General features: G+C 35.5%; 30 protein-coding genes and 1 tRNA gene. 4 read left to right on the forward strand and 27 right to left on the reverse strand.

Going from position 1 to position 24,615, the window contains the following annotated elements; translation table 11 throughout:
- Window position 1 precedes the first annotated feature (1 nt).
- The 18 genes from AC4HCY_RS13660 to AC4HCY_RS13745 form a co-directional block, all read right to left on the reverse strand.
- Complete coding sequence (locus AC4HCY_RS13660) at window positions 2-1,411, reverse strand: sodium-dependent transporter (protein ID WP_323432100.1); 1,410 nt, start codon at window positions 1,409-1,411, stop codon at window positions 2-4.
- A gap of 267 nt (window positions 1,412-1,678) precedes the next feature.
- Entirely contained in the window at window positions 1,679-2,254 is a 576-nt protein-coding gene (gene pyrE, locus AC4HCY_RS13665) for an orotate phosphoribosyltransferase (RefSeq protein ID WP_323432099.1), read from the reverse strand.
- Entirely contained in the window at window positions 2,247-3,161 is a 915-nt protein-coding gene (locus AC4HCY_RS13670; RefSeq protein WP_442916691.1) for a dihydroorotate dehydrogenase, read from the reverse strand. Before AC4HCY_RS13670 ends, pyrE begins: the two co-directional genes overlap by 8 nt.
- Entirely contained in the window at window positions 3,145-3,912 is a 768-nt protein-coding gene (locus tag AC4HCY_RS13675) for a dihydroorotate dehydrogenase electron transfer subunit (RefSeq protein WP_323432097.1), read from the reverse strand. The genes AC4HCY_RS13670 and AC4HCY_RS13675 overlap by 17 nt, the downstream gene beginning before the upstream one ends.
- A gap of 11 nt (window positions 3,913-3,923) precedes the next feature.
- Window positions 3,924-4,856 (reverse strand): orotidine-5'-phosphate decarboxylase, encoded by a 933-nt coding sequence (pyrF, locus tag AC4HCY_RS13680; protein ID WP_323432096.1) that lies wholly within the window; start codon window positions 4,854-4,856, stop codon window positions 3,924-3,926.
- Window positions 4,843-6,144: a dihydroorotase gene (locus tag AC4HCY_RS13685; RefSeq protein ID WP_491094414.1), complete on the reverse strand. Its 1,302-nt coding sequence runs from the start codon at window positions 6,142-6,144 to the stop codon at window positions 4,843-4,845. Before AC4HCY_RS13685 ends, pyrF begins: the two co-directional genes overlap by 14 nt.
- A gap of 42 nt (window positions 6,145-6,186) precedes the next feature.
- Window positions 6,187-6,726: a bifunctional pyr operon transcriptional regulator/uracil phosphoribosyltransferase PyrR gene (pyrR, locus tag AC4HCY_RS13690; protein ID WP_323432094.1), complete on the reverse strand. Its 540-nt coding sequence runs from the start codon at window positions 6,724-6,726 to the stop codon at window positions 6,187-6,189.
- A 171-nt stretch (window positions 6,727-6,897) separates the two neighbouring features.
- Window positions 6,898-7,815, reverse strand: a complete 918-nt coding sequence (locus tag AC4HCY_RS13695) for an RluA family pseudouridine synthase (protein ID WP_323432093.1) — start codon at window positions 7,813-7,815, stop codon at window positions 6,898-6,900.
- A gap of 11 nt (window positions 7,816-7,826) precedes the next feature.
- The gene (gene lspA, locus AC4HCY_RS13700) at window positions 7,827-8,273 is read right to left on the reverse strand and encodes a signal peptidase II (RefSeq protein WP_323432092.1); all 447 of its coding nucleotides are present in this window, start codon (window positions 8,271-8,273) and stop codon (window positions 7,827-7,829) included.
- A gap of 58 nt (window positions 8,274-8,331) precedes the next feature.
- Window positions 8,332-8,940: a TraR/DksA C4-type zinc finger protein gene (locus AC4HCY_RS13705; RefSeq protein WP_491094415.1), complete on the reverse strand. Its 609-nt coding sequence runs from the start codon at window positions 8,938-8,940 to the stop codon at window positions 8,332-8,334.
- An 11-nt stretch (window positions 8,941-8,951) separates the two neighbouring features.
- A complete protein-coding gene (locus AC4HCY_RS13710; RefSeq protein WP_323432090.1) occupies window positions 8,952-9,215 on the reverse strand; it encodes a DUF5665 domain-containing protein in 264 nt (87 codons plus the stop codon).
- Window positions 9,216-9,312: 97 nt separating this feature from the next.
- The gene (gene aroF, locus AC4HCY_RS13715; protein WP_323432089.1) at window positions 9,313-10,128 is read right to left on the reverse strand and encodes a 3-deoxy-7-phosphoheptulonate synthase; all 816 of its coding nucleotides are present in this window, start codon (window positions 10,126-10,128) and stop codon (window positions 9,313-9,315) included.
- Between the two features lie 80 nt (window positions 10,129-10,208).
- The gene (locus AC4HCY_RS13720) at window positions 10,209-10,658 is read right to left on the reverse strand and encodes a DivIVA domain-containing protein (RefSeq protein ID WP_323432088.1); all 450 of its coding nucleotides are present in this window, start codon (window positions 10,656-10,658) and stop codon (window positions 10,209-10,211) included.
- Window positions 10,659-10,674: 16 nt separating this feature from the next.
- Window positions 10,675-11,436, reverse strand: a complete 762-nt coding sequence (locus tag AC4HCY_RS13725; protein ID WP_323432087.1) for a YlmH family RNA-binding protein — start codon at window positions 11,434-11,436, stop codon at window positions 10,675-10,677.
- Between the two features lie 5 nt (window positions 11,437-11,441).
- The gene (locus tag AC4HCY_RS13730; protein WP_303740614.1) at window positions 11,442-11,717 is read right to left on the reverse strand and encodes a YggT family protein; all 276 of its coding nucleotides are present in this window, start codon (window positions 11,715-11,717) and stop codon (window positions 11,442-11,444) included.
- 20 nt (window positions 11,718-11,737) lie between these two features.
- Entirely contained in the window at window positions 11,738-12,181 is a 444-nt protein-coding gene (locus AC4HCY_RS13735) for a cell division protein SepF (RefSeq protein ID WP_255225593.1), read from the reverse strand.
- Between the two features lie 11 nt (window positions 12,182-12,192).
- A complete protein-coding gene (locus tag AC4HCY_RS13740; RefSeq protein WP_255225594.1) occupies window positions 12,193-12,891 on the reverse strand; it encodes a YggS family pyridoxal phosphate-dependent enzyme in 699 nt (232 codons plus the stop codon).
- Window positions 12,892-12,906: 15 nt separating this feature from the next.
- Window positions 12,907-14,157: a biotin/lipoyl attachment domain-containing protein gene (locus AC4HCY_RS13745; RefSeq protein ID WP_255225595.1), complete on the reverse strand. Its 1,251-nt coding sequence runs from the start codon at window positions 14,155-14,157 to the stop codon at window positions 12,907-12,909.
- A 191-nt stretch (window positions 14,158-14,348) separates the two neighbouring features.
- Between AC4HCY_RS13745 and AC4HCY_RS13750 the strand changes: the two genes are divergently transcribed.
- A tRNA-Pro gene (locus tag AC4HCY_RS13750) sits at window positions 14,349-14,425 on the forward strand.
- Window positions 14,426-14,614: 189 nt separating this feature from the next.
- Here AC4HCY_RS13750 and AC4HCY_RS13755 read toward each other — a convergent pair.
- From AC4HCY_RS13755 to AC4HCY_RS13780, 6 genes are all read right to left on the reverse strand, one after another.
- A complete protein-coding gene (locus AC4HCY_RS13755) occupies window positions 14,615-14,980 on the reverse strand; it encodes a hypothetical protein (RefSeq protein ID WP_491094416.1) in 366 nt (121 codons plus the stop codon).
- Window positions 14,970-15,479 (reverse strand): hypothetical protein, encoded by a 510-nt coding sequence (locus AC4HCY_RS13760; protein ID WP_491094417.1) that lies wholly within the window; start codon window positions 15,477-15,479, stop codon window positions 14,970-14,972. The genes AC4HCY_RS13755 and AC4HCY_RS13760 overlap by 11 nt, the downstream gene beginning before the upstream one ends.
- 2 nt (window positions 15,480-15,481) lie before the next feature.
- On the reverse strand, window positions 15,482-16,600 hold the full coding sequence (locus AC4HCY_RS13765; protein ID WP_491094418.1) for a hypothetical protein: 1,119 nt from the start codon (window positions 16,598-16,600) through the stop codon (window positions 15,482-15,484).
- The gene (locus AC4HCY_RS13770) at window positions 16,597-16,875 is read right to left on the reverse strand and encodes a hypothetical protein (protein ID WP_491094419.1); all 279 of its coding nucleotides are present in this window, start codon (window positions 16,873-16,875) and stop codon (window positions 16,597-16,599) included. Before AC4HCY_RS13770 ends, AC4HCY_RS13765 begins: the two co-directional genes overlap by 4 nt.
- 226 nt (window positions 16,876-17,101) lie before the next feature.
- Window positions 17,102-18,493, reverse strand: coding sequence for an MORN repeat-containing protein (locus AC4HCY_RS13775; RefSeq protein ID WP_491094420.1), 1,392 nt, complete (start codon window positions 18,491-18,493; stop codon window positions 17,102-17,104).
- 128 nt (window positions 18,494-18,621) lie between these two features.
- Window positions 18,622-19,593, reverse strand: coding sequence for a helix-turn-helix transcriptional regulator (locus AC4HCY_RS13780; protein ID WP_491094421.1), 972 nt, complete (start codon window positions 19,591-19,593; stop codon window positions 18,622-18,624).
- A 294-nt stretch (window positions 19,594-19,887) separates the two neighbouring features.
- On the opposite strand from AC4HCY_RS13780, the gene AC4HCY_RS13785 reads away from it, so the two are divergent.
- Window positions 19,888-20,526, forward strand: coding sequence for a JAB domain-containing protein (locus tag AC4HCY_RS13785; protein WP_491094422.1), 639 nt, complete (start codon window positions 19,888-19,890; stop codon window positions 20,524-20,526).
- Between the two features lie 118 nt (window positions 20,527-20,644).
- Here AC4HCY_RS13785 and AC4HCY_RS13790 read toward each other — a convergent pair whose 3' ends face one another.
- Window positions 20,645-20,989: a helix-turn-helix domain-containing protein gene (locus tag AC4HCY_RS13790; protein ID WP_491094423.1), complete on the reverse strand. Its 345-nt coding sequence runs from the start codon at window positions 20,987-20,989 to the stop codon at window positions 20,645-20,647.
- 160 nt (window positions 20,990-21,149) lie between these two features.
- Here AC4HCY_RS13790 and AC4HCY_RS13795 point away from each other — a divergent pair, with 160 nt between their 5' ends.
- Window positions 21,150-21,398, forward strand: coding sequence for a hypothetical protein (locus AC4HCY_RS13795; RefSeq protein ID WP_491094424.1), 249 nt, complete (start codon window positions 21,150-21,152; stop codon window positions 21,396-21,398).
- Window positions 21,399-21,477: 79 nt separating this feature from the next.
- Here AC4HCY_RS13795 and AC4HCY_RS13800 read toward each other — a convergent pair whose 3' ends face one another.
- Both AC4HCY_RS13800 and AC4HCY_RS13805 read right to left on the reverse strand, forming a co-directional pair.
- Window positions 21,478-22,530, reverse strand: coding sequence for a hypothetical protein (locus AC4HCY_RS13800; protein ID WP_491094425.1), 1,053 nt, complete (start codon window positions 22,528-22,530; stop codon window positions 21,478-21,480).
- A gap of 365 nt (window positions 22,531-22,895) precedes the next feature.
- Window positions 22,896-24,038 (reverse strand): tyrosine-type recombinase/integrase, encoded by a 1,143-nt coding sequence (locus tag AC4HCY_RS13805; protein WP_491094426.1) that lies wholly within the window; start codon window positions 24,036-24,038, stop codon window positions 22,896-22,898.
- A gap of 198 nt (window positions 24,039-24,236) precedes the next feature.
- Here AC4HCY_RS13805 and AC4HCY_RS13810 point away from each other — a divergent pair, with 198 nt between their 5' ends.
- Window positions 24,237-24,602 (forward strand): hypothetical protein, encoded by a 366-nt coding sequence (locus AC4HCY_RS13810; RefSeq protein ID WP_491094427.1) that lies wholly within the window; start codon window positions 24,237-24,239, stop codon window positions 24,600-24,602.
- Window positions 24,603-24,615: the final 13 nt, after the last annotated feature.

A 24,615-nucleotide genomic window follows, 5' to 3' on the forward strand; every position in this document is an offset into this window, starting at 1 on the left:
ACTAAAGCTTTTTAGAGAACGCTGCAAGCACAACAATTACCAGAAGTCCAAATATCATTAAGCCTTTTTGAGCTATTGATGTAATTCCTACAAATGCAACTATGCCTATCAAAACCGGAATTACATATTTGATCATAATATACCATGCCTCAAACAGCCCAAATTTTAGTGTTCCTCCATTTGTAAGTTCGTCTCTGAGATCTTCTTTCTTCAAGAACCAACCTGCAAATATCGCCAACAGCATTCCGCCAATTGCCAGGAATATCTTGTCAGTCAGGATATCAAAGAAATCAAAAGCTCCAACCCCAAGTACAGTGGCCTTTGACATGACTCCCAGAGATAGTGAGGAAAGCACACATAATATAAGCATAACTACAGAAGTACCATAAACAGCAGATTTTCTTGACATTTTTCTTTCATCCATTAAATATGCAACAACCACTTCTAATAAAGACACTGATGAGGTAAGAGCTGCAATCATCAATGCTAAAAAGAAGAAAGCTGAGAAAATCATTCCGAAGCCGCCCATTCCCGCAAATATCTGAGGTGCCACTACAAAAACCAAACCGGGGCCTGCTGTAGGCTCCAATCCAAATGCAAATAGTGCAGGGAATAAAGCAAGGCCTGCCAGAATAGCAGCACAAGTATCCATTGTAACTACAATCAAAGCATTTTGCGGAAGCTTTTCTTGTTTATTCAGATAGCTTCCATAAGTGATCATACATCCCATGCCTAGGCTCAGCGAGAAGAACGCCTGCCCCAACGCGGCTAAGAAAGTATTGCCGTTTACTACAGACCAATCAGGTACAAACAAGAATGAAAGTCCTGAGCTTGAGCCTGTCAAAGTAAGGCCTTTAATAATAATTATTATAAGCAATCCAAAAAGCATCGGCATTAATATCTTTCCTGCCGTTTCAATTCCTTTGGTAACTCCTCTTGCAACGATATAAACGTTGATCAGCATATAAAGAACCGTCCAAATCAATGGCTGAATAGGGTCTCCAATAAAAGCACCAAATGCATCCCCAACTGCCGCAGGATTTGAGAGTAGACCGGTAAAGGATTTTACTATATAAGCCATAGACCATCCACCGACTACCGGATAGAAACCCATGATCATAAATCCACTAAGAACTCCCAGCACTCCAGCAAAAGTCCAGCTTTTGCTGTTAGTCTTATAAGCTCCTACCGCTGCAAGGTGAGTCCTTCTGCCTACGGTAAGTTCAGCAAGCATAATGCTGAGACCAATGAAGAAAACACAGGCTAAATAAATAACAATAAATGCGCCACCACCGTTCATGCCGGTCAGGTAAGGGAATCTCCAAATGTTACCAAGACCTATAGCAGAACCTGCTGCTGCCATAATAAAGCCAATCCGAGATCCCCAACTTTCTCTCTCTTTCTGTTCCATCATTACACCTTCCTTTCTTTTTCCATGAGAGAATTTAAGCATTTTTTTCCATATATCCCCCCCTTTTTTAAATATTTTTTTATTTATTCTACATAAACAAGTAAAACACCTGCTATATGTCAAAATATTTTTATTTTTCAGAATACAGTCGGATATGTAAAAAATCTGTATAAATATTTCTTTTGTGAATATTCAAAAAAAGATATATTGTTTGAAATTATATACGATTCTCTGCCAAATTTCAACATTTGTTATTTATTTAACTTATTATTTAAATTTCCTGCTTCCCGGTTTGTAAGGCGTGGAGCCCAGCTTGCATAACGGACAATTTTCGGCATCATAAGTATCCACATCCATCTTTAAAACAGAATCAAAGGGTCTGTTAAACTCTGCTCTTTCACCGCTTCTATCGATCACGGAACCGACAGCAGCTACTATGCCCCCCAAATCCTCCACAAGTTTTATGACTTCCTTTACAGACCCACCGGTAGTAACTACATCCTCGACGACTATTACTTTCTTTCCTTTCTCTATTTCAAAGCCTCTCCTGAGTGTCATAACTCCATTTTCTCTTTCGGCAAATAAAGCCTTTAATCCCAGCTGCCTTGCCACCTCATAAGCAAGAATTATGCCTCCTATAGCAGGTCCGACCACCATATCCGCATCATACTTTTTCATTTTTTCCGCAAGCACTCGGGAAATAGATTCACTTTGCTCAGGAAATTGAAATAGCCTTGCACATTGTAAGTATTTGTTGCTATGCTTTCCGGAGGTCAAAAGGAAATGTCCTTCTAAAAGTACCCCACATTTAATAAGTATTTCATTTATTTCATGATTATTCATAATTTTTCACTCCTCTGTTTATTTTAATTTCTTCGATCCTATTTAATCCACTATATTCCATATAATTTCGTATACCATCAAGCACTTCTATAGGAGCATAAGGATTATAGAAGTTTGCAGTGCCTATTGATATAGCAGCCGCTCCGGCCATAATAAATTCTATTGCATCTCTCCATGTGCTTATGCCGCCCATGCCGATTATAGGGATATTAACCTTTTCAGCAGCTTGCCATACCATTCTTAATGCAACAGGCTTGACCGCCGGACCTGATAAACCGGCAACAACATTGTCAAAATATGGTCTCTTATTTTCTATGTCTATTTTCATCCCTATCATTGTATTGATCAAAGATATGCAATCCGCTCCCGCTCCTTCAGCGACTAATGCCATTTCTGAAATATCCGTCACATTGGGAGAAAGCTTGACGATCAAAGGAATTCCGATGCGTTTTTTTACCGCATTTGTAACCTGGTATATCAATTCCGGTTTTGTTCCAAATGCAATGCCTCCTTCTCTGACATTAGGACAGGACACGTTAAGCTCAATGGCATCAACGCTATTGTACAATTCCTGTGCCATTATAGAATATTCTTCTACGGTATTTCCTGATATATTAGCTATAATAGGCACTTTGTACCTTTTCAGAAATGGCAGCTCCTTTTCCATGAAGCCATATAAGCCTGGATTCTCCAGTCCCACACTATTTAATATGCCGGCAGCTGTTTCTGCTATCCTCGGAGGCTTATTGCCTTTTCTGGGCTTCAAGGTTATTCCTTTTACCGCTATGCCCCCCAAAGAGTTCAGATCATAAAATTTCGAATATTCCCTTCCAAAACCAAAGGTACCAGACGAAACCAGCACCGGATTTTTTAATCTCAGTCCGCCTATATCAACGCTCATATCGATCATCAAACTTCACCTCTCTGCTATTAAATACCGGTCCGTCTACGCATACCTTTTTGTAATAACTTTCCTCACTGCTTTCACAAGCGCATACCAGGCAAGCTCCTACACCGCATCCCATTCGTTCCTCCATCGAAAGATAGCATTCAACAGAATTTGTTTCACATAGCTCCTTTACTTTACTCAGCATCATCTTTGGTCCGCAGGCATAAACCACTTCATAGCTGCTTATATTTCTTGCAAGAGCCTCTATGGGATATCCTTTGCTTCCCCTGCTTCCATCTTCCGTGTAGAGGAAAAACGCATCCGAATGCTTTATAAATTCATCAACAAAGTACACCTCATCCCTAAAGCCCATATATATATCAGGAGAATTAAGGTTTTGGCAAAGCTCCAATAGCGGTGCTATTCCGATGCCTCCACCTATAACGGCGGCTTTTTTATCTTTTAATATAGGAAAGCCTTTGCCCAAGGGGCCCATAATATCCAAGCAATCGCCTTCCCTAAGCTCTCCAAACAGCCTTGTCCCTTTGCCGCAAACTCTATATAACAGCACTATATGACCTTTTGCCAAATCTGCTTTACAGATGCTTATCGGCCTTCTCAGCAAAGGATCATAATTCAAAGAAGGTTTTATGTGAAGGAATTGACCTGCTGATGCCTCCTTAATTATACTTTTTGAACTGATCACTAATTTATATATATCTTTTGCCACTCTGTCATTAGATACTATTGAGCATATTTCACGTTCCATTCATATGCCTCCTACCAAGCCACTTTATCGTTTTTTTCCAAGTGGCTGTTGATTTCATCTCTCATATCCAAAGCTGCTTTCCTGGCTGCCTTACCATAAGATTTTTCATTATAGGCCCTTCTATACTTATCCAACAAATAAGCTCCTATTATACCCCTTGATGAATTAATAATTGAACCCAGTCCGTCTTCATTAAAATACCCCGGCAGATCTGATGCCGAACCGCCTTGAGCACCATACCCGGGAACGAGAAAATAATTGGTCTTCATGACGCTTCTCAACTTTTCTCCTTCTTCCCTGAAAGTACCTCCGACAACTGCTCCTATCGGATTATACCCTCTTGCGCCTTCATGACCTTCTCCCAGCGAAACAACCATTTCGGCTGCATGTTCATATATCCTTTTGCCATCACAAGTCAAATCCTGTATATCTACTGATGATTTATTAGAAGTTTTCACAAGTATAAATATTCCCTTATCGCCATTTATGCATTTTTCTATAAAAGGATCGATTGAATCTCTTCCCAGATAGGGATTTACTGTTATTGCATCGCAGGCCAGAGAGCTTGAGCCTTCACCTAAATAATAATGTGAATAGGCCTCACATGTGCTTCCTATATCGCCCCTTTTTACATCAGCTATAATAAAAAGCCCTTTTCTTTTAGCATAACTGCATACCCTTTCGAAAGCCCTTAACCCTGACGAGCCGTATCTTTCAAAAAAGGCTATCTGAGGTTTTACCGCCGGCACAATATCATATATATGATCTATTATCTCTTTGCTGAATGTATAAAGCAGCTCTGCCAAATTTTCTGCATCTTCCTCTTCATCCTTCAAATATTGACTCTTTAAATAATCGGGGATTATATTGTAATGGGGATCTATTCCCACTATACAGTGATTTTTCATCTCTATTATTCTTTCTATCAATTTATCTGTAAACATCTAAATAACCTTCCTTCTCATATGCTATTCTACCCTTTGATATGGTCAACAATGTCTCTCCCCATAATTTTCTGCCATGGTATGGAGTGTTTTTCCCCTTTGATATAAGCTTCTCTCTATCTGCAATGAACTCAGTATCTAAATCGATAACCACTAAATCTGCAATGCTGCCCTCAGCTACTCTACCTTTCCCAAGATTCAAAAGTTCAGACGGTTTATAGCTCATTTTGCTGATCAGCTCATTCAAACTCAATATCCCAGTCTTTACCAGATATGTGTAGCATACAGAAAAAGCCAGTTCGATTCCTGAAATCCCGTTGGCTGCTTTAATAAAATCACCCGGCTTATCAGATAGGCTGTGCGGCGCATGATCCGTTGCAATAACATCTATAGTACCATCCTTTAATCCCTCTCTTAGGGCTAAGACGTCCTGAAATCTTCTCAATGGTGGATTTACCTTAAAACTGGTATCGTGAGTCAATATATCTTCTTCAGATAGTGATAAATGGTGAGGTGTGACTTCACAGCTCAATTTAATTCCATTTTGCTTTGCTTTTCTAATAATATTAAGGGAACCTTCCGTGCTTATGTGGGCAATGTGTATTCCAGCACCTGTATGCTGCGACAGCACTGCATCCCTCATCACCTGCAATTCCTCCGCCAAAGCAGGTATCCCTTTTAAGCCCAGTCTTGTACAGGCTTCGCCTTCATTTATTACCCCGTCTCCGGCTAAGTCAATGTCTTCGCAATGATCTATTATAAGAAATTTCTTCTTTAAAGATTGCCTCAAGCCTTGAAGCATTATAGAATTATTCATCACGGGACATCCATCATCTGAGAATAAGCTGATACCTTCATCGCTCATTGCCTGGAGATCACATAGTTCATGACCTTTCTGTCCTAAAGTCAGTGCCCCTATAGGTATGACCTCTATCTTACTGCTCTTATCAATTATATCCCTCAATGCTTTAAGCGCGTTTATATTATCTATAACCGGTTTTGTATTTGGCATGCAGCAAATCGTCGTATATCCTCCCCTGGCTGCAGCCCTGCTGCCGCTCTCAACAGTTTCCTTATATTCATAACCCGGCTCCCTAAGATGACAATGCATATCAATAAAGCCGGGCACGACTGCATTTCCTCTCAGATCTATGCTTCTTTCTGCTTCAAGTGCGATGATATCCTTATCTATTCGGGTTATCCTCCCATGCTGTATTAAAACATCAAACAATCCGCAGTAATCGTTTACACCGTCTGCCAGCATACAATTCTTCATCAATATTTCCATGTCTTACCTCCAAGCTTTCAAAAAAATAGAGCAGTCAATAAACTACTCATTTTCTACCAGTAAAACAATATCTCGTCCATCTATCTCATTTAAATTCACAATAACTTCCTCACTTCTTGAGGTAGGAAGATTTTTCCCAACATAATCCGCTCTTATTGGAAGCTCTCTATGACCTCTATCTACCAATACGGCTAATTGAATAGACACAGGCCTCCCATAATCCATTATGGCATCCATAGCAGCTCTGACTGTTCTTCCTGTAAATAAAACGTCATCTACCAAAACCACCTTTTTATCCTTTAAATCTAAATTTATAGCCATGATATCTGATTTTAACTCTACTCTTTTGCTTTCTAAATCATCCCTGTAATTTGTCACATCGATCTCTGCAAAGCTGACCGCCTGACCCTCTATAGATAAAATCTTGTTTGCCAACCTCGATGCCAAGGGCAATCCCCTTGTTTTAATCCCTAAAAAGCATATATTGTCTACGCCTTTGTTTTTTTCTACTATTTCATGAGCTATTCTGGTCAAAGCTCTGTTTATTGCTTTTTCATCCATCAATTCATTCTTAATGATCATATTCTCACCTCCTTCTTTTATATGAGGTATTCCTTGGTGGTCAAGGGATAAACTAAAAAAGTCTGCCCAAGGGCAGACATAGGTATACAAAGCACTATCGTTACCTTTCTTGCCTCACAGGACCAGATTAAAGGATGTTTTTATCATGTTACCATAGGTCAGTGCTATTGTCTAGATATTATGTTTTAGTTTTTCTAAAATATTAACAAAGTATTCAGGAAGCGGAGCACTAAATTCCACGTATTCACCGCTCCTGGGATGCATAAAGCCTAATATCTTAGCGTGAAGCATTTGACCCTTCAGCTTAAATCTTTGCTTTTTATATCCGTAAACCAGATCCCCTACTACAGGATGGCCTAAATATGCCATATGCACTCTTATCTGGTGGGTCCTGCCGGTTTCTAAGCTTGCTTCTACCAATGTATTAGCCTGAAAAAATTCTATTGCCTTATAATGAGTGACCGCCCTCTTTCCATTTTTGCTTACAACAGCCATCCTCTTCCTGTCCTTTGGGTCACGGCCTATAGGGGCATCAACGATTCCTCTATCCTCTTTCAGTCTGCCCTCAAGCAACGCAATATACTTTCTGTTGATGGAATGTTCTTTCAGTTGTCGTGATAAATCCATATGGGCTTCATTTGTCTTAGCTACTACTATCACTCCCGATGTATCCTTATCAATCCTATGAACTATTCCCGGTCTTATCACTCCGTTGATGCCGGATAGTCCCTCACATCTGCTCAAAAGGCCGTTTACCAGAGTGCCGCTGTAATTTCCATGGGCAGGGTGAACTACCATACCCTGAGGCTTGTTTATAACCAATAAATCATCATCTTCATATATCACATCAATATCGATATCTTCAGCTTTTACTTCTAAATTAACAGGGTCCGGCAGTATGATCGATACAGTATCTCCTACATTCAACTTATAATTTGCTTTCTTAGTTTTTTCTCCAACAAGAACCAACCCATCTTCTATCAACTTTTTTATATAAGTTCTTGAATGGCCCTCTACTCTCTCGGTCAAAAACACATCCAGCCTTTTATCTTTGTCTATATCCAGTGCATCTAAATTTATGGTATCCATAAAAAACCTCTCTATAAAGTGATGTTTTTGTTAAATATTAATAAACAACTCAATATTATGGCACCGCATACGATAGCCGAATCCGCCAAATTAAATACTGGCGGGAAAAATGTGAAGTGGATATAATCAACCACATATCCCAGCCTTATCCTGTCTATAAGATTTCCAATAGCACCGCCCACAATCAAAGCTAAGCATATTGTAATGCCTATATACCTTCTATTCAGCTTAAAAATGTAAAAGCATAAAACTAGAGAAATAATCAATATCAATATAATGAAGATTGTTCTGTTGCCTTTAAATAACCCAAAAGAGATTCCGCGGTTCTCAACATATGTTATGTAAAATAAGTTTTTAATAACCTCTAAACTTGAATGTGGCATTATTTCTTCAATAACTTTGATCTTTATAAATTGGTCTAAAGCAATTATTACTCCGATAATAATGATAGAATACAAAAACATACCCCCTTTATTCAAAAAAGATTATAGCACAAGCCGGCAAAAAATGCGATTTTTATTCCAGCTGTTTTTTATATTGTTCGTTGCTTATGGACTCTACATCCTCCACATACCCCATGCTGTCATCTTTAGAAAAGGGGTTGTCAGAGGTTACATCATTGTAAACATTTACATCCTGCCAGGCATCTTCTCCGTCAAACATGACACTATCCTCCAGTGAATTATCCTTGAAAGACCTGCCGAAAGGCGGCGTCAGTATCTGTTCCTCAATAGGCCTGCCCTTTTCCTCATCATCTGTTTTGAACTTGAATTCATTCTCGCAAGAAATACACAGCCTTGCATATGGCAGGATATCAAGCCTTTCTTCTGCAATCTCTTCTCCGCAATGCTCACAGAATCCGTAAGAACCGTCTTCAATCTTTTTCAATGCATCATTGGCCTCACCGATAACAAATTTATCATTATTTCTAAAAGAAAAATTTTTTTCGGCTTCAAAGGTTTCTGTGCCTATATCTCCAGGATGGTTATCATAAGAAGATAATTCGCTGGTATTATCCTCAATGGATTCCCCCAGCCCCAGATGCTCCTCTGCAAGCGATTTCTCCCTCCCCTTTTTTATATCGATAAGCTTCTTTTCTAAGTCTTTGATCTTACTCTTGTCCATAATCGTGCCTCCTATAAATGATCTTGTACAATCTTGACTATTTCAGCGATAAACCCCCCTATAAAGGGTAAATTAAGCATTACAACCATACGCAAAAAATATAAGGCAAGGGCACCCAATAAGGTAAAGCCTACGGCCATTCCGAATCCCCGCGCCAACCCGGCGACAAAATTCATAAACAGCAGCCTTCTGGGCTTTGACATCATATCAACGTACTCGCCCAATTTTGCTTTTTCCAGCGCAAGAGCAATTTGCTCAACTCTTTCTTCTTTCATTTTTATTCCTCCAAAAAGTATTATTCCCCAAAATCTTTCTTTTAAAAAACAATAACATGATGTGCATATACATCATGTTATTGTTCAGCAATCGACATTAGCGCTCCCTTATATCCTTAAAGCAGCTTTCTACCTCGAGCAGCTTCTCCATTAATCTATCGAAATCATTAAAATCCAGGGATTGTTCTCCATCTGATAACGCCTGGCTGGGACATGGATGAACCTCAATCATCACTCCGTCAGCACCGGCAGCTAAGCCTGCCAAGGTCATGGGAAGGATAAGACTCCTCAATCCTGTGCCATGACTGGGGTCTATAATGACAGGGAGCATGCTCAATTCTTTGAGAAGAGGAACAGCAGATATGTCAAGAGTATTCCTTGTATAACTATCGAAGCCCCTTATGCCTCGTTCACAGAGCACAATATCACTATTTCCCTCCACAGCAATATACTCTGCTGCAAAAAGAAAGTCCTCAATAGTCGCTGCCAGTCCCCTCTTCAATAATACAGGCTTATCATACTTGCCTACTTCTTTAAGCAAAGCAAAATTCTGCATGTTCCTGGAACCTATCTGAAACATATCTGTATACGGATAAATCTTATCTATATCCCTGGGATCCATGATTTCTGTCACTACCGGCATTCCAGTAAGCTCCGACGCTTCTTTCATATATTTAAGCCCTTCGACTTCTAAGCCTTGGAAGCTGTACGGAGAGGTCCTTGGCTTGAAAGCCCCGCCCCTCAGCATGGAGGTGTTTTTCAGCTTGAGATGCTTTGCCGTATCTATCAGCATTTCTCTGCCTTCAATAGCACAAGGGCCCGCTATAACAGCAAAATTTCCATTTCCAAAAATCGCACTGCCTGCTTTTACTTGCTTTCTATTACAATTTTTCTTTATGCGCTTTAACTCCATAATATGTCCTCCCGCGTGTTCCATGAGCATAACTCCCAAACAAAAACTCTCTCAACCTCTTCAGGATGAAAGAGCATAGTCTATATCTCTTTAAAATAGGAATCCAGATTATTTAATTCAGATTCTAAAAAAGTCTTGTATCGGGTCTTGAAAATTTGAAGCTGCTTTCTCATTTCTTCATATTCCTTGTTAACTTTAATTACATTCTGATTTGCATCATCAATAATCTTTCTTTTGTTTTCATCTGATTCCCTTATTATTATCTCTGCTTCCTTCCTGGCATTAGCAATTATATCCTCTGAAGTTTTTTGTGCAATTATCAAGGTGTTCTTCAGGGTCTTTTCAATCTCCGAATAGCTTTCAAGCCTTTCATTGATAGAGTTGAGCTTATCCTTCAATTCGCTGTTTTCTCTATAAAGCTTTTCATAATCATTGACCACTTTATCAATGAATATATCTACTTCCTCCTCGCTGTAACCTCTAAAGCCCTTCTTGAACTCCTTATTGCGTATGTCCATAGGAGTCATCATGCAAATAACCTCCCGTTCATATATACTTAATTATATTAACTTTGATTCTATCCTTTTTCGTTGTTCCTATAACATTATCCAGCTTAACCCGGCCTTTACCTCTCCATGATATTACGTCTCCGACCCTTACTTCTTTTGAAGGGCCTCCTTCAGGTCTCCAGTTTACAAATACCTTAGAGCTTTTAATCGCTTCTGCAGCTGTTGTCCTGGATACTCCAAAGCCTGCAGCCAGGAGGCAATCCAATCTCAAAGAAGCAACAACCGCCGAAGTGCTTTTTTGTTCCTGCTCAAGCTCAGGCAGGTGGTCGCAATATTCAATATCTATACTTGCGCTTCCAACCCTTTCCAAATTATTTGCCAGGTAACCGGCAATATCTCTATGAACGAATACAAAAGCTTCATCATTATTCTGTATAATATCCCCAATCTTTTCTCTTCTTATGCCGGCACCTATCAGAGAACCCAGTATATCCCTATGATTAATTCTCCTATGGGATTTCCATGAAAGATGGAGTATGGCGATAGGGTACTCATCTTTATCAAGCTTAGCACCCTCGCAATATATCCCGCAGATTTTCCTCTCAGCTTCTTTATACCCTCCATAAAAATCTATTGAAATAGTTTTATCATTTCTAAAATAATCGTTTATTATGATTTGCTGCTTTGGATCCAAAAAGTCAGTAAAGCTTTGAGCCATTTTTCTGCCGGAGCTTTGCACCAGGTCTTCCAGCCTTTTTATAAACAGTTGTTCGTCATGCTTTGATTTTATATTTTCCATATGCGCTATAACTTCCAGAGTATTTTTATTATCAAGGTTTCTAGAAAATTAAAAACCAAATAAGCAATCAACGGCGAAAAATCTATCATTCCAGTGTTTATCCCAAGCCTGTCTATCATCCTTTGAAAAGGATCTAACAAGGGATCCGTAAGCTGATAAATAATATTTACTGCTTTATTATATGGACTTACCCTTATCCATGATAATGCTATTCTTATAAACATGAGAATATAAATTATGCTAAAAAACTTGCCCACTGACCAAATAAGTATCTGCTTCAAACAATATCACTCACAATCCTCTATTTTAACCAATCCATGAATTTTTCAAAATCAAAGCCCTCTTCACCAATATCTCCGATGCTCCCCATTATATCTACATTTGATGGGGCTGCAATGACAATACCATTAGATACTTTCTGTATGGTTCCATCAATAGCATATACCGCGCCGCTTACAAAATCCACCATTCTTCTGGCTATGTCTTTGTCAAGATTCTCAAAGTTTATAACTATCGGCTTTTTGTTCTTCAAATTATCGCATATATCCTGTACATCATCATAATTGGTAGGTTCAATAAGGACTAATTTCATCTGCCCCCCACCTGTCGGCATATTCACGATATTGCTTTTTCTGACAGGCTCCAAAACAGGTTTTTGAACGACATTCTCTGCTTCTTCCATTTCTTCGGCGTTTTCTCCAATTCCCATAAAATATAAAACCTTGCTCATTATCTTTCCTGCCATATGTAAACCTCCTATAAATTATAAATTCGTTTTCCAAATATTCCTGTGCCTACTCTGATCATATTAGAGCCTTCTTCTAAAGCTATCTTGTAATCATTTGTCATGCCCATAGATAGGAACTTCATCTCAATATTGCCGTAATCCCGCTTAGATAGTTCATCATATTTGCTTTTAAGGTTTCTAAATATAGATCTTGCCTCCTCGGCATCTTCAAAATACGGTGCGATGGTCATTAATCCCTGTACCCTTATGCTATCCAGCTTTGAAGCATATTCAATATAGCTGTCAAGCTCTTCTATGCCGATACCAAACTTAGTATCTTCGCGGGCTACATTTATCTGTATCAATATATTGGCGATGGTTTCAGCCTTCTTCGCCCTTTTGTTTATTTCATCCATCAGACTCAAGCTGTCAACAGAATGAATAAGCTTCACTTTATCTATTATATATTTTACCTTATTTGATTGTAAATGCCCAATTAAGTGAAAATTGGAAAGTTCCTTTAAATCTTCGTACTTGTCCATTATTTCCTGAACTTTATTTTCACCGATATCATTTATACCTGATGCTATAGCTTCCTTTATTCTCATGATGCCAATGGTCTTTGTCACTGCTATCAAAGTTATTTCATCATAATTCATCCCTTTTTTATTGCAAATTTCTTTTATTTCATTTTTTATTATTTCAATGTTTTCACTGATCGAATTCAACTATGCTCCTCCTTCTCATAAGACCCTTTGATTTGGCCTGACTTTATTAGTACTTTTTACAACCTCATCAAATATTTTTATGACACCGCTGCTTTGCGTTATGGCTCCTTCTTTATTTTCTGCATTTTTTATAAGAGCAAAGCCATTTTCAACAGATATGACATCAACAGCTACAAACCTTACCATTCCTTCTTTCATAATATAAACACCCTTCTGCTTTTCCAGCTCTACAATACATTTCTCACTTACTAAAAAGCCTTCATACTCGTGAGTAATAACTCTGACATCAGTCAGTCTTGTATTATAAAAGCTTTTAATGCTGTCGGTAATCTCGAAAGAAACCAATACTTCTCCATCAGTCGATTCTGATATATATTTAACCTTTGCTCTTACGGGTCCATTTTGATAATCCTTAAAATCAAGCTTAACTTTGCTGCCTTCTTTTAAACCATTAAGCTGTTTTTCTTCAACAACCGTACATAAAAACCAGGTAAAGTTGTCTATAACCTTCAATCCTTTAAGCTTTTCATCTTTATTTTTTACACTTACCAAAGAATTGATCAGGCTCTTGATATCTTCAATACTGAATTTAGATATATTCCCTGGATTTAGGTTCTGCTCTAAACCATCTAAACTAAAACTCACTATTCCGGTACTGTTGGCAATTATTGTATCCATATTATTGTTATACAATTCTTCTAACTGGTTTTTTTCTTTGTTCAATTGCTCTAAGTTTCTCCCTGAAAAACTATTTTCCCCGGATATCAAAGATTTTTTATATAAATCTGATGATAACTCGCTTTTAACCTCTGATATTTTCTCTAAATCACCTTCATCAGATAGTTTTTTTATGTAATCAACTTTTTCAGCTATGCTGCTATTCAGCTTTTCATCATCTTTTTGAAAAAGCTTATTCTCATTATTGCTGTTTTCTATTTCCTTGATACGCTCATTTAATTTATTGATTCTGACCTGCAAATCATCTTGAAGCTCTTCACCTTTCACTATCTCTGCAAGCTTCTTGCCAAAAGGCACCCTTTCTCCTTCCTTTACCTTGTATTTTACCTCAGCGTCTCCTGTAAAATTATAAGTCCACTCATTTCTTATTATAAGCCCTTTAGCATCAAAGGAATTATCCATCCCACCATATTTTATGATCTCAGTATCAATATTCAAAAAAACATATCTAAAAATATAAGACGCAATAATGACTAAAAATAATGCGGGAAAAATATAAAGTGAAGAAACTTTCTTTCTTTTTTTCATTTTTATTACTCCTATAGGCTTAATGTAATGGTTCACATAACCTCCTAATATATTTCTCCATTTTATTTTTATATCCTTCAAAAAAAAATTAAATAATAAATTTAATCCCATAATACTAAATAAAAATAGTTTTTGAAATATGTCTTGAAATTTAAGCAAGTGTATGATATATTTTTATATGTGGTTTTCATCTGGGTGTGGCGCAGCTTGGTAGCGCGCTTGAATGGGGTTCAAGAGGTCGCAGGTTCAATTCCTGTCACCCAGACCATCAAAAGATAATTAAAGCCAGTAATCGCAATCGATTGCTGGCTTGTTTGTTTTTTGTAATTCTTTATAATGTGTTAAAAAGTACTACTTTGCTAACATTTTGCTAATTTTTGTTTCAAAATAGATAAAAAATTGTTCAATTTTTTCACGTTCTCAGTTTCCCACTATTACCATCAAGAATAGTAAGTTTTTATAATCCCCTTTGAACAGTCTTTAGCATTTCATCAAAACCTTCAAATTCACTTTTTGATTTCTTATAACTTTTATTTATTCTTTTGTTTTCTCTAGCTATTACAATTGATGGTATTACTTCACTGACTAAATCATCAAAAGCACCTTTTACTATCACTAATACCAAGAAAACACATACTCCTTTAGATACTTTACTTAATCCCATAATTGCGTCAAATTTACCATGTAAAAGTAATTTTAAAAAGGCATTAAACATTAAATCGGCAGGTTTATAAAATAAACCAATTAAAAATAAAATAATACCCATTGATACAATATATTTTAACAACATCAGTAAGTATCCAAATATTATTTTAAGCCACATTTATGCTCTCCACCTTTTCAATTATGTTCTCGGAGTTATACTCAATCATGTTATCAATTTGATATTGATATTTGTATCTAATATACTCTCTAATAAATACCTTTTCTTTAACTGTCGCTTCTTGATTGTTAATCATTCTTTCAAATGAATTAAAAAACACCTTTTCTTCATCCTTTAATTCATAATTTGAATTATGCGCTTGAGCAATTAGAAGATCCATATATTCTTTAAAGCAATATTGGAACATAACAGCCCCTTTTGTCTTTTCTTTTTGTCGTCTTCGTTCTGAAAAGTGATATGCTTTTAAAGTATTATATCTTATTTTCAGTTCTCTAATCTGTCGATCCTGTTCTTTTATAGTATATTGCAATCTACTTATTTCGGACTGTAACTTTCTAACTTGAGCTTTAAGTCGATTAATCTCTGGTTGTTTTGAAAGTGCTCCTCCTAAGAAACCACCACTAGCTAAAAGTGCTCCTAGTAAAAATGGTATGGGCATATTTACTCCTCCTCAAAAATATCTACTAAATTATTGAAAATCCTATCTTGTGAAACTAACTCATTAATATATCCATCTGAGCTATTATAAGTGATTAAGCTTGTACCAGTATTAAAGACTTGTCTCTCTATTTTTATATTCTCATCAACTATTGAATTTGTGATTAATTCAAGTTGCTTTATTTCCTTATAGCTATCAATATACAATCCTGCTATTTCTTTTATAACTCCCGATAATGCAGGCCAATTTATATATGGTATTCCATTTTGTCTTATTGTCCCAATAATAGCATGAGCAAAAAAGTTTGTTCCATAAGATAATACCTTATATTGTCTCATCCTAGTAGAATCTTCTATTCCTCTAGCATAAAAATATGCTTTGCTTGAAGCCCACACAAGCCCCTGTGAAGCAACATCTTGTGCACGAATAGTAAATAAATGCTGGAAATTTTTATTTGATTCAATTTTATCATTATTAACCATATCCGTTGATAGTTTTGATAGTAAATTACTTGTCTTTCCATTATCTTTAATGTAATCAAAATAAGAATGACCTGGCAATGGTAACCCTTGTGTTGAAAATGTATCCGCGATCAAATGCCGAAAAACTTGAAGTACTCCTTGCAAAATACCATGTTGTTTAACTAATAGGTAGAATGGGTTATCTTTATTCAAGGATAAAATATCATGCCCCCAAAGCAAGCGATGTATTCCTATATCAGCCATTTGACCATTTCTGTTAATAAAACTTCCACTGACTTTATCTATACTATCGCCCTTGTGTTTTAGTATATCACCAATAAAAGCTTGTAAGGTATTGGAGTTATTCATTTTCTTTCCGCTTGAATGATTATGAATCTGATTGCAAAACTCTTCAATGCTCTTACTTGAGGATATTGTGGCACCTAAAATACCAAAAATTATTGAAAATAAATAATCATACCCATCTAAATTTGAAGATATTTTATCAAATTTTATGTTTGTTAAATTATTCAAATCAATATTTGCATTTACTAATTCACCGTTCAATTTATCAATTTGCTTCAATGAACTTTCATAAAGTTCTGCATATGAAGAGTCATTAATAGCTTTCTTATTAAGATATAGAATATTATCCATCATTCATCACCCCCAAGCAGAAATGCCATTAAACATAAAAAATTAATAATCTCATCCATATTATTATCGACATTGAATTTTTTCTGTATTTGTTCAATAATACCCTCAGACATCTCCTCAAATGTATATTCAGTGGTTTGCTGATACAATATATTTTGAGTAACCTGTCTACTATAGTCTTTATGTATATAACCAATTACCCAATCTAATGAGACTTCAAAACTTAATTTGTTCTTTCTATATAGATCAGCGATTTGTTTTTGAACCCTTATTCTCATTATTTTCACCCCCTATATCTTTACTTCTATTGTGCAATCCTATTAAATGCTTTCGATATAATTTTTATATCTTAAAATCGCCTTTAAAACTTCAATTTATGTAGGAAATACGATACGTATCAACTTAATTCACAAGACATAAGGAATAGCATTCGAAATGTCTATTCCTTATGTCTTTTTCTAATCAGAAAAAATTTTACTGAGTATCGCTGTTTTAAATATGCATTTATCCTACCCCAGGTATAAGCTCAAATGCACCTATCATTTCGTTGAATAATGCCATAATTTCTTTAGCCTCTTGGCTGCTTGTATCATATACATGCAATTCAATTCGGCTTACTTCATTTTCTTGAAAAGCAACTAGGGTAATTGTTAACTCGTTTCCACTTCCTATTTTTGTAGTTATTTTATATGATTCATAAGCATTAGGTATATTGAGTTTTTCTCTATTTTCTATGTTATGTGCTATGGTTTTTAAGTAGTCTACATATGAACCGTTATAGTTTTCAACTCTGTCTTTATATGAGTAAAGAAATACATTTTTGCTTTTGTAGAAAGTAGTAACTTCATTTAAACTGATTTCTGGAATTTCTTTTATAACCGGCTTCCCCCATGATGATGGGTAAACAATTTTGAAACCAGCATAGTCATCTATATATCTGCTTTGTGTATCAGATATCTTTTCTGTGTATTCGGTTTTTTCATACCACTTTTTATAGGTTTCAGCGCCCTGAGTTTCTTCAATTCGCTCACCCATTTTGTATACACCTTCAAAAGTGATGTTTCCTGAGCTATCATATAATTTTACTTTTCCGTTCAACAAACCGTCATGGAATTCACCTATAGCAGTTAATTCATAATAAGCTTTTGGGTTATACATACCTGCGGGAGTATAACCTTGTCTTAATTCACCCACCCCTTCATACTTACCGTTATTAACGCCACCTATATAAACATCTCCATCTGAATAAAGGAATTTTCCCTTACCTGTAATTTGTCCATCTATCCAATCCCCTTCATAAATAGTACCTATATTCCAGGTATATTTCCCATATCCGTTCGGTTCTCCACCTTCTGTCTTCCCATAGTAAGTTCCATTATCATATTTTATTGTCATTATCCCTTCCTTTTTGTCAGTAAGCACTTTTTTCTGTGCAATGAGATCTTCAAGTTTAGATTTGGCATTAACCTTAGCTGTTTTAGCTATTTGAAGATCTTTAGGTGCTGCTCCCATAACATATACTTTAGTACCGTTGTATATTGACGTTTTAATTAAATAGTGAATTCCATCATATTTATTAAGCAATATACCTTTGCTGTCTGGATTTGTTATATGAAAGTATCCCTTCTCTAATGTTGTAAATCCATCGCCGGCAGATTTTCCAGCTACTATAAAATCCGGCTGCTTAGAATAAATATCTCCTTGTATCCAGTAAGCAACATATTTTGAAGCGATATTGCTATATTTTTGCTCCAAGTTGTTATATTCAGCCTGTGCTTTTTTTATTTTGGTATCAAGTTCGGCAATTTGTGCATCAATACTATCAGCAGTTACAAGTGTTGGTATCAATAATGATAAAACTAATATGGCTGAAATTATTCCTTTTAATATTCTCATTAGAATACCTTCCTTTCACTTTCTATTCATAACAATTAAACTCTGTTTACATTGTAATAGATTCCCATGCTTTATGCAATGCCTATAGCATCTATGGTATACACTCCTATAGCAATTATAACAAATGACTAAACATATAATCCTACCATTTTCCTTATCTCTTCAGCTACCTCGTTTACAAGATCATCAGGATAAAGAACCTTGATTTTACTTCCTTGACTGAGAAGCCACATAATAATTCCTTTACCAAACACATCAGCTTCAATCAAGTATCTATTCTCTTCAACGGCAATAGCTCTTGCTGTTGGCAACCTGTCTATAACAGCCTCAATAGAATCTCCCCAGTATTCAAATTTGATATGTAGCAACGAACCAGGATACATAAATTGAACTCTTTTTCTAAATTCACCAGCTTCAAATCGGTTCTTTTCTGGAATGTTAAATTTTTTTTGAACTTGGCAATATTGTTTTATACGATCAATACGATAAACAATCGGTATTTCAGATTCTTCACTATCAAAATAGGCAATTAAGTAAAAATAGAATTCTGAGAAAATGATTGAGACCGGTCTTAAATTGCGTACTATTTCTTCACCTGACATTTTTACATAGTTTACTTCTATTACATCTCTGCCTCTAATGAAACCGCTAATATCCCATAACGTATTCAACAAGTGTTTATTATGTTTTATTGGGACAAAATGTAACAACTCGTTTCCAACTATTTCTTTTATCTGTTTCCTCTGTTCAGGACTTGCTTGTGCTAATAAGGTATCTATCAAATCAACCATCTCTTCTTTGCAAAAAGCTCTACTATCAATTAGTATCTTTGTCATAGCAAGAATCTCATTATTTTTTAAGTAGCCATTCCCTTTCCGTAACATACAATAACCTTTTTTTTGAGGTACATACTCGATATTTGCTATGCCAATGCTATCTCCATGTAAAAGAGTATAGCTGCGAATATCGCTTAAGTCCCTCTGAATAGTTTTCTCGTCAACATTGAAGAGGCAAGCAAGCTCCTTCTTTTTTACAATTTCACCTCGATTGAGCTTTTCAAATATAATAAGCAGACGATTATTCTTACCATACTTATCCATATACATTAATCCTCACAATTGCAATTGTTGTTCTAATTATAAATCATCACCATGGATACATACTGTCCATGGTGCAAAATTTCTATGACTTAAAATAAAAAAATATACAATGATGAAGTTCGATACATTTCTATCTCTTCCTGCAAATAATCCTGCGCAAGTTTCGCCACTATTCGACGTGAAGGGATAAACCAACTTTCTGTAAGCCTAGATTTGATAAATATATATTATATTTGTGAGTATCTATCATGCAAGTGCATGATAGATATATTTTTATGTAATAGGTGGTGCACTATGATGGATAACTTCTACAAAACGCTAATAAAAGAAAGGATTGAACAATATGGTATTGATTCGCTTATGGATGAAGAGACATTAAGCTTGCTTACAGGCATTCCGCTTGTAACATTAAAAAAATCTCTTGAAGTTTACAACCTTCCAGAACTTATAAAATATGTAAATACAATGAACCTTTCTCAAATACAGAAAAGGAAGCTGGAACTTCTATATGACTTTTCTAAACGTTTGAACCTCTCTTCATATAAAGAAAAAACTCAAATATCCAGCTCCAATAAAGCAGGTGAGTACTTCCTAAAGAAACTATCGTTCATGAAAAATGAAGTTTTCGCAATTGCTTTCCTGAATTCACAAAACAGACTTATTAAAACTGAAATTGTATCTCACGGTACTATTAATGAAGCTCCCGTATATCCTAGAGAGATTATTAAACTTGTATTGGATAATAATGCAAATTCCGTAATTCTAGCACATAATCATCCGGGAGGCAGTCAAGAACCCTCTAAGTGTGATCTGGACATAACCAGAAAAATCAAACATGCATTAGAAACAATATCTGTAAACGTCATAGATCATATCATTGTTGCAAACGATGCATTTACCAGTTTTGCAGAAAAAGGATTACTACACAACTAATCGAAATTCAAAAGTAATGAGGGTGATAAATTTTGCTATGTTACTGGTTTAGACATATAAAACAGAATTTTTGGATATATAAAAGTAACGGCAAGCTCTGCCCATATAGCTTGCCGAATTATTCTCCATCCTTCAGTTTTAAAACCTGTCTTAAAATTTCAAGCACTGCTTCTTGCTCTTTTATAGTTCTACCCTCTAGATGTAGAGATATTTTATCAATAACATTGATATCTAGTGTCTTAAATGAATCATATTTGAAGGAAAAGAATTCTTCAAAAGTAATATTCAATGCTTTAACAATTTTCTCCAAAGTTATGATGGTAGGATTCTTTTCGCCCCTCTCAACCTGCCCAAGAAATGAAGTATTTAGTTCGGCTCTTAATGCAAGCTGTTCTTGGCTCAGCCCCTTAGCTTGTCTTAATATCCGTATCCGCTCTCCTACTAACTTCCCAATATCGCTCATAATTTCACCTCTATGAAAAACATAGACTTCTTGAAGTCTTAAAACAATATGCTTAAGGCATTAATGAAATGACGTCTTTAGGCGTTTATCGTAATTCCTTTTTCAATTAGTATTTATAGGGAAAAGCTTATAAAAAATCATAATCAATACGGAGGGCATTATGAATTTCTGGGATGGAATTAAAAAAGTGGCTATCGGAACTGGATGTATTATTGCAGCACCAATTGCTGTAGCGGCTGTAGCTGAAATAGCTGCTACCGTTGGTGCAGTAGCAGTTGTAAGCGGACTTGCTTCAACTTCTACAGTCGTTTCGTCCGGTACAACTGCTATAACTATGACGGAAACAGCAATAACGGCTATTGGAGCAGGATTTATGACAGATGGTGTAAAAGATTTCACAGGTGAATAAAGCAATTGCTGTAAATCCCCATTTTGGTGTTTAAATGGGGATTTACAAAACAATCATGTAATATTGCGAATAATAGTATTTATTCATTGAATTCAAGATCAATCTCTTTTATCAAATTCGGAATTGAACTGATATTCCACCCTTTTGGGATTGTAACCGGATTAATATCCAGTTTCATTAATTTTATCAAGGATTTGTTGAAATCTGAAATTTCACCTTTTGATTTTGAAGACTTTCTGGCTTTCCAAATACTTCTTTTTTTGTTTATAAGTTCGAGGGCTTTAATCATTTTTTTCTTTTTGATTTCGGTATAACTGCTTTTATTAACAAGTTCTTTTGCTTTCTTTAGCGTTTTATAATCACCAAATCCAATAGTTTTTCTATAATATGACCTGATAATATATTCGCATATATCCGGTAGTAGCAGCTTTTCATCCTCATCCTCTTTTATCTTAAACTTCTTCTTGATCTTTGAGAGCTTTTGTGACAGGCATTGAACTTCGAAACGAATGATATTCTTTGAATCTTCGATATTAGGACATTCAGGGAATTCCTCTTCCAACTCTTTGAATTTATAATAGCAATTAATATGAATTGAATCATTGATTAGATAATAGCTATGTTTCTCTGGCTTTTTCCTCTTGCTTTTCTTATCATATTCCGTCCATAAGTCAAGTATTGATGGCTTATCTGACCTTTTTATTAGCTCCATTATTTTATCTGGAGCAGCCTTAAAACCACCAACATCAATATTTATACAGTAATCAACTCTTTGAATCTTGTACTGTGAAAACTTCGGTAGCAATTCATATATATTCTTGGATAGCTTATTAAACTCAATCATCATTTCTTTCACATCATCATAACTGGCTACAGAAACATAATCTTTTTTACCTATGATAATTTTAGGGTTTATTTTGGCCTCTATAGCATAATATCGATAATCTGAGTTCGTATCGTTTGACTTAAGATACCAAATTACTCCTTTATCCTTTGAAGCTTCGCATATATAAGTATTTGTTTTTTTAAGCCTGTAGAACTTCTTGCCAGAGGAATATTCTTGAAACGCTTTAAATACACTGCTGTACTCTCTTGCAGTAAGTTCATAAGTTATTAGTATAGTATGAAACATAAAAATATCTCCTCTCAAACTCTTTTCTTCCATACGCATTTTCGGGCTATCATTTCTTAACTATTAAGCATGCTTACTTTGTAGTTAAGTCACAAATATCTATTTAGTAGTTAAGATATATTCATATACATATATTTGATCCTCCCTGATTCTAAAGGCTTAAAGCTTTTCAATTTAAAAATCTGTTCTTTGCTTAATAAAAAATAATGCTATCGGTATTTGCTTTCAGAATACACGTTTTTACTACCACCGATAGCATTTAGCATTAAGCTCATAACAGTCTGAATTTAATCTTGCATATCTTGATTATTGAACTCGCATTTTTAGGCATAAAAAAACCTGCTAAGGAACCTAACAGGATTTGCTTATAATACATTATTGATTTTTTCAGCAGCTTTTTGCTTCATTTCCATGTCTATATGGCTATATATATTTGCAGTTGTACCTATATCGCTATGCCCTAGCCACATTTGTATGCTTTTTAAGTCTACACCGTTTTTTAGCAATAAACTTGCCGTACTATGACGAAGATCATGGAATCTTATATGAGGTAAATCGTTATCTTCCAGTACTTTTTTGAACTTATGATTCAGATAGTCTGGACTTATAGGTGTTCCATCATCCCAACAGCAAACAAAACCGTCCTTACAATAACCGCTTCCTGTCTTCAGCTTATTTTCATTCTGCTTGCTTTTCAGTTTCTTAAGAAAAATCTCCATTTTGCTAAATAGCGGCAAAGTCCGGCGACTACTTTCACTTTTTGGTTTCTTTGTTATTACTTCATCACTTATTTTTACACGTGTCTCCCTTATAGTCATTGTCCTCTCATTAAAATCAATAGCATCCCACTTTAAACCGAGTATTTCACCACGTCTAAGACCATAATTAGCAGCTATATAAACAGCAGATTCAATCGGCGTGCCTGAACATGCTTGGAAAAGCTTCTCTAGCTGTTCGGCGGTGTAATAGCTTCCATAAAATTTTTCCTTCTTAGGCAAAATAACTTTTTCAGCAGGATTATCTGGAATCAGATTAATCTGCACTGCATAATCAAGTGCTTTCTTAATATTCGCATGATGCTTTCTTAAAGAGTTAGCTGATAAACCTGCTTCATTATTCAACTTGTTCCCCTTATATTTGAACTCATAATACTTTTGAATATGTATAGATTGTAAATCCTTTAACAGTATATCCCTCACTTGTTTTTGGTAAAAAGGAATAATATGCTTTTCGATATAAATCTTATAACCTTGCCAAGTAGTGTATTCTACACTGTTTTTTATTACGTTATCAAGCCAATCCTGTAAAAACTCCGTAAACTTAATCTTGCTTGGTAGTATAAATTTATTATTATCGAGTTTTGAAAGAATTTCTCTAAGCTGCTTCTCCGCATCTGGCTTTTTCTCACATTTGGTATTAATCCATTTTTGCTTTCTCTTTTCATTTTCATCTTTAATGTCTACAATTGCGTACCAGTATAAACCACGCTTTTTTAGGCTGCCTTTCATTAAAACACCTCCATATTTTGCATTTCCAGTTAAATAAAAAAGGAATAGAACAGTATCTATCCTTGTAAACTAAGGCTTTCTTTTTTCAAATTTATAATATATAGTTATCTTATAAGCCGTTCCAGCTAAGCATTTTCCCGAAAATGCACTATTATAAAAATATAGGTTAGCGTTTAAAAAAATAATGAGGTGTGCGCTATGACTAAAGATAAGAAAAGTCAAAAATATAGAATTGATAAAGAAAAAGTATTAAGACAAATAAATAATGGAAAAATGGTAAAAGAAAAGGAATTATTTTTAATCGACACTAATAAAAAAATTGATGAGGTTAATGCCTCTTACGAAAAAAAAGGGTTGGCATATTCTATCGATAAAGAAACCGGATTTACAAATAGAATTGAAAAAACTAATAATGAGAAGGAACCTAAAGAAAAGATCATTTGCAGCTTTTTTGTTGACCCTTTATATAGAATTGTGGTTGATAAATATTACGAAAAAGAGAACTATGTTGTTTTGAAGCTTTACTCTCTGAAGAACAAAGTAAAAACCGTTACTAAAGTGTAGTTGATTTCTTCCT

It is taken from the genome of Lutispora sp. QWL-02 (genome assembly GCF_058315355.1).

Bases quoted from the DNA above. Each gene is read 5' to 3' on its own strand.
- pyrR (WP_323432094.1), bottom strand. From the start codon at position 6,726: ATGATCATTAAGAATGAATTGATGGATGAAAAAGCAATAAACAGAGCT.
- AC4HCY_RS13800 (WP_491094425.1), bottom strand. From the start codon at position 22,530: ATGTTTCATACTATACTAATAACTTATGAACTTACTGCAAGAGAGTAC.
- AC4HCY_RS13770 (WP_491094419.1), bottom strand. From the start codon at position 16,875: ATGAGAATAAGGGTTCAAAAACAAATCGCTGATCTATATAGAAAGAAC.
- AC4HCY_RS13735 (WP_255225593.1), bottom strand. From the start codon at position 12,181: ATGGCAGGAAAGATAATGAGCAAGGTTTTATATTTTATGGGAATTGGA.
- AC4HCY_RS13805 (WP_491094426.1), bottom strand. From the start codon at position 24,038: ATGAAAGGCAGCCTAAAAAAGCGTGGTTTATACTGGTACGCAATTGTA.
- AC4HCY_RS13720 (WP_323432088.1), bottom strand. From the start codon at position 10,658: ATGATGACTCCTATGGACATACGCAATAAGGAGTTCAAGAAGGGCTTT.
- AC4HCY_RS13685 (WP_491094414.1), bottom strand. From the start codon at position 6,144: ATGGAAATATTGATGAAGAATTGTATGCTGGCAGACGGTGTAAACGAT.
- AC4HCY_RS13780 (WP_491094421.1), bottom strand. From the start codon at position 19,593: ATGGATAAGTATGGTAAGAATAATCGTCTGCTTATTATATTTGAAAAG.
- AC4HCY_RS13710 (WP_323432090.1), bottom strand. From the start codon at position 9,215: ATGAAAGAAGAAAGAGTTGAGCAAATTGCTCTTGCGCTGGAAAAAGCA.
- AC4HCY_RS13675 (WP_323432097.1), bottom strand. From the start codon at position 3,912: ATGGAACGTGAAATATGCTCAATAGTATCTAATGACAGAGTGGCAAAA.
- AC4HCY_RS13725 (WP_323432087.1), bottom strand. From the start codon at position 11,436: ATGGAAAATATAAAATCAAAGCATGACGAACAACTGTTTATAAAAAGG.
- aroF (WP_323432089.1), bottom strand. From the start codon at position 10,128: ATGGAGTTAAAGCGCATAAAGAAAAATTGTAATAGAAAGCAAGTAAAA.
- pyrE (WP_323432099.1), bottom strand. From the start codon at position 2,254: ATGAATAATCATGAAATAAATGAAATACTTATTAAATGTGGGGTACTT.
- AC4HCY_RS13660 (WP_323432100.1), bottom strand. From the start codon at position 1,411: ATGGAACAGAAAGAGAGAGAAAGTTGGGGATCTCGGATTGGCTTTATT.
- AC4HCY_RS13795 (WP_491094424.1), top strand. From the start codon at position 21,150: ATGAATTTCTGGGATGGAATTAAAAAAGTGGCTATCGGAACTGGATGT.
- pyrF (WP_323432096.1), bottom strand. From the start codon at position 4,856: ATGTTTACAGATAAATTGATAGAAAGAATAATAGAGATGAAAAATCAC.
- AC4HCY_RS13760 (WP_491094417.1), bottom strand. From the start codon at position 15,479: ATGCCCATACCATTTTTACTAGGAGCACTTTTAGCTAGTGGTGGTTTC.
- AC4HCY_RS13810 (WP_491094427.1), top strand. From the start codon at position 24,237: ATGACTAAAGATAAGAAAAGTCAAAAATATAGAATTGATAAAGAAAAA.
- AC4HCY_RS13755 (WP_491094416.1), bottom strand. From the start codon at position 14,980: ATGTGGCTTAAAATAATATTTGGATACTTACTGATGTTGTTAAAATAT.
- AC4HCY_RS13745 (WP_255225595.1), bottom strand. From the start codon at position 14,157: ATGAAAAAAAGAAAGAAAGTTTCTTCACTTTATATTTTTCCCGCATTA.
- AC4HCY_RS13790 (WP_491094423.1), bottom strand. From the start codon at position 20,989: ATGAGCGATATTGGGAAGTTAGTAGGAGAGCGGATACGGATATTAAGA.
- AC4HCY_RS13765 (WP_491094418.1), bottom strand. From the start codon at position 16,600: ATGATGGATAATATTCTATATCTTAATAAGAAAGCTATTAATGACTCT.
- AC4HCY_RS13705 (WP_491094415.1), bottom strand. From the start codon at position 8,940: ATGGACAAGAGTAAGATCAAAGACTTAGAAAAGAAGCTTATCGATATA.
- AC4HCY_RS13695 (WP_323432093.1), bottom strand. From the start codon at position 7,815: ATGGATACCATAAATTTAGATGCACTGGATATAGACAAAGATAAAAGG.
- AC4HCY_RS13785 (WP_491094422.1), top strand. From the start codon at position 19,888: ATGATGGATAACTTCTACAAAACGCTAATAAAAGAAAGGATTGAACAA.
- AC4HCY_RS13775 (WP_491094420.1), bottom strand. From the start codon at position 18,493: ATGAGAATATTAAAAGGAATAATTTCAGCCATATTAGTTTTATCATTA.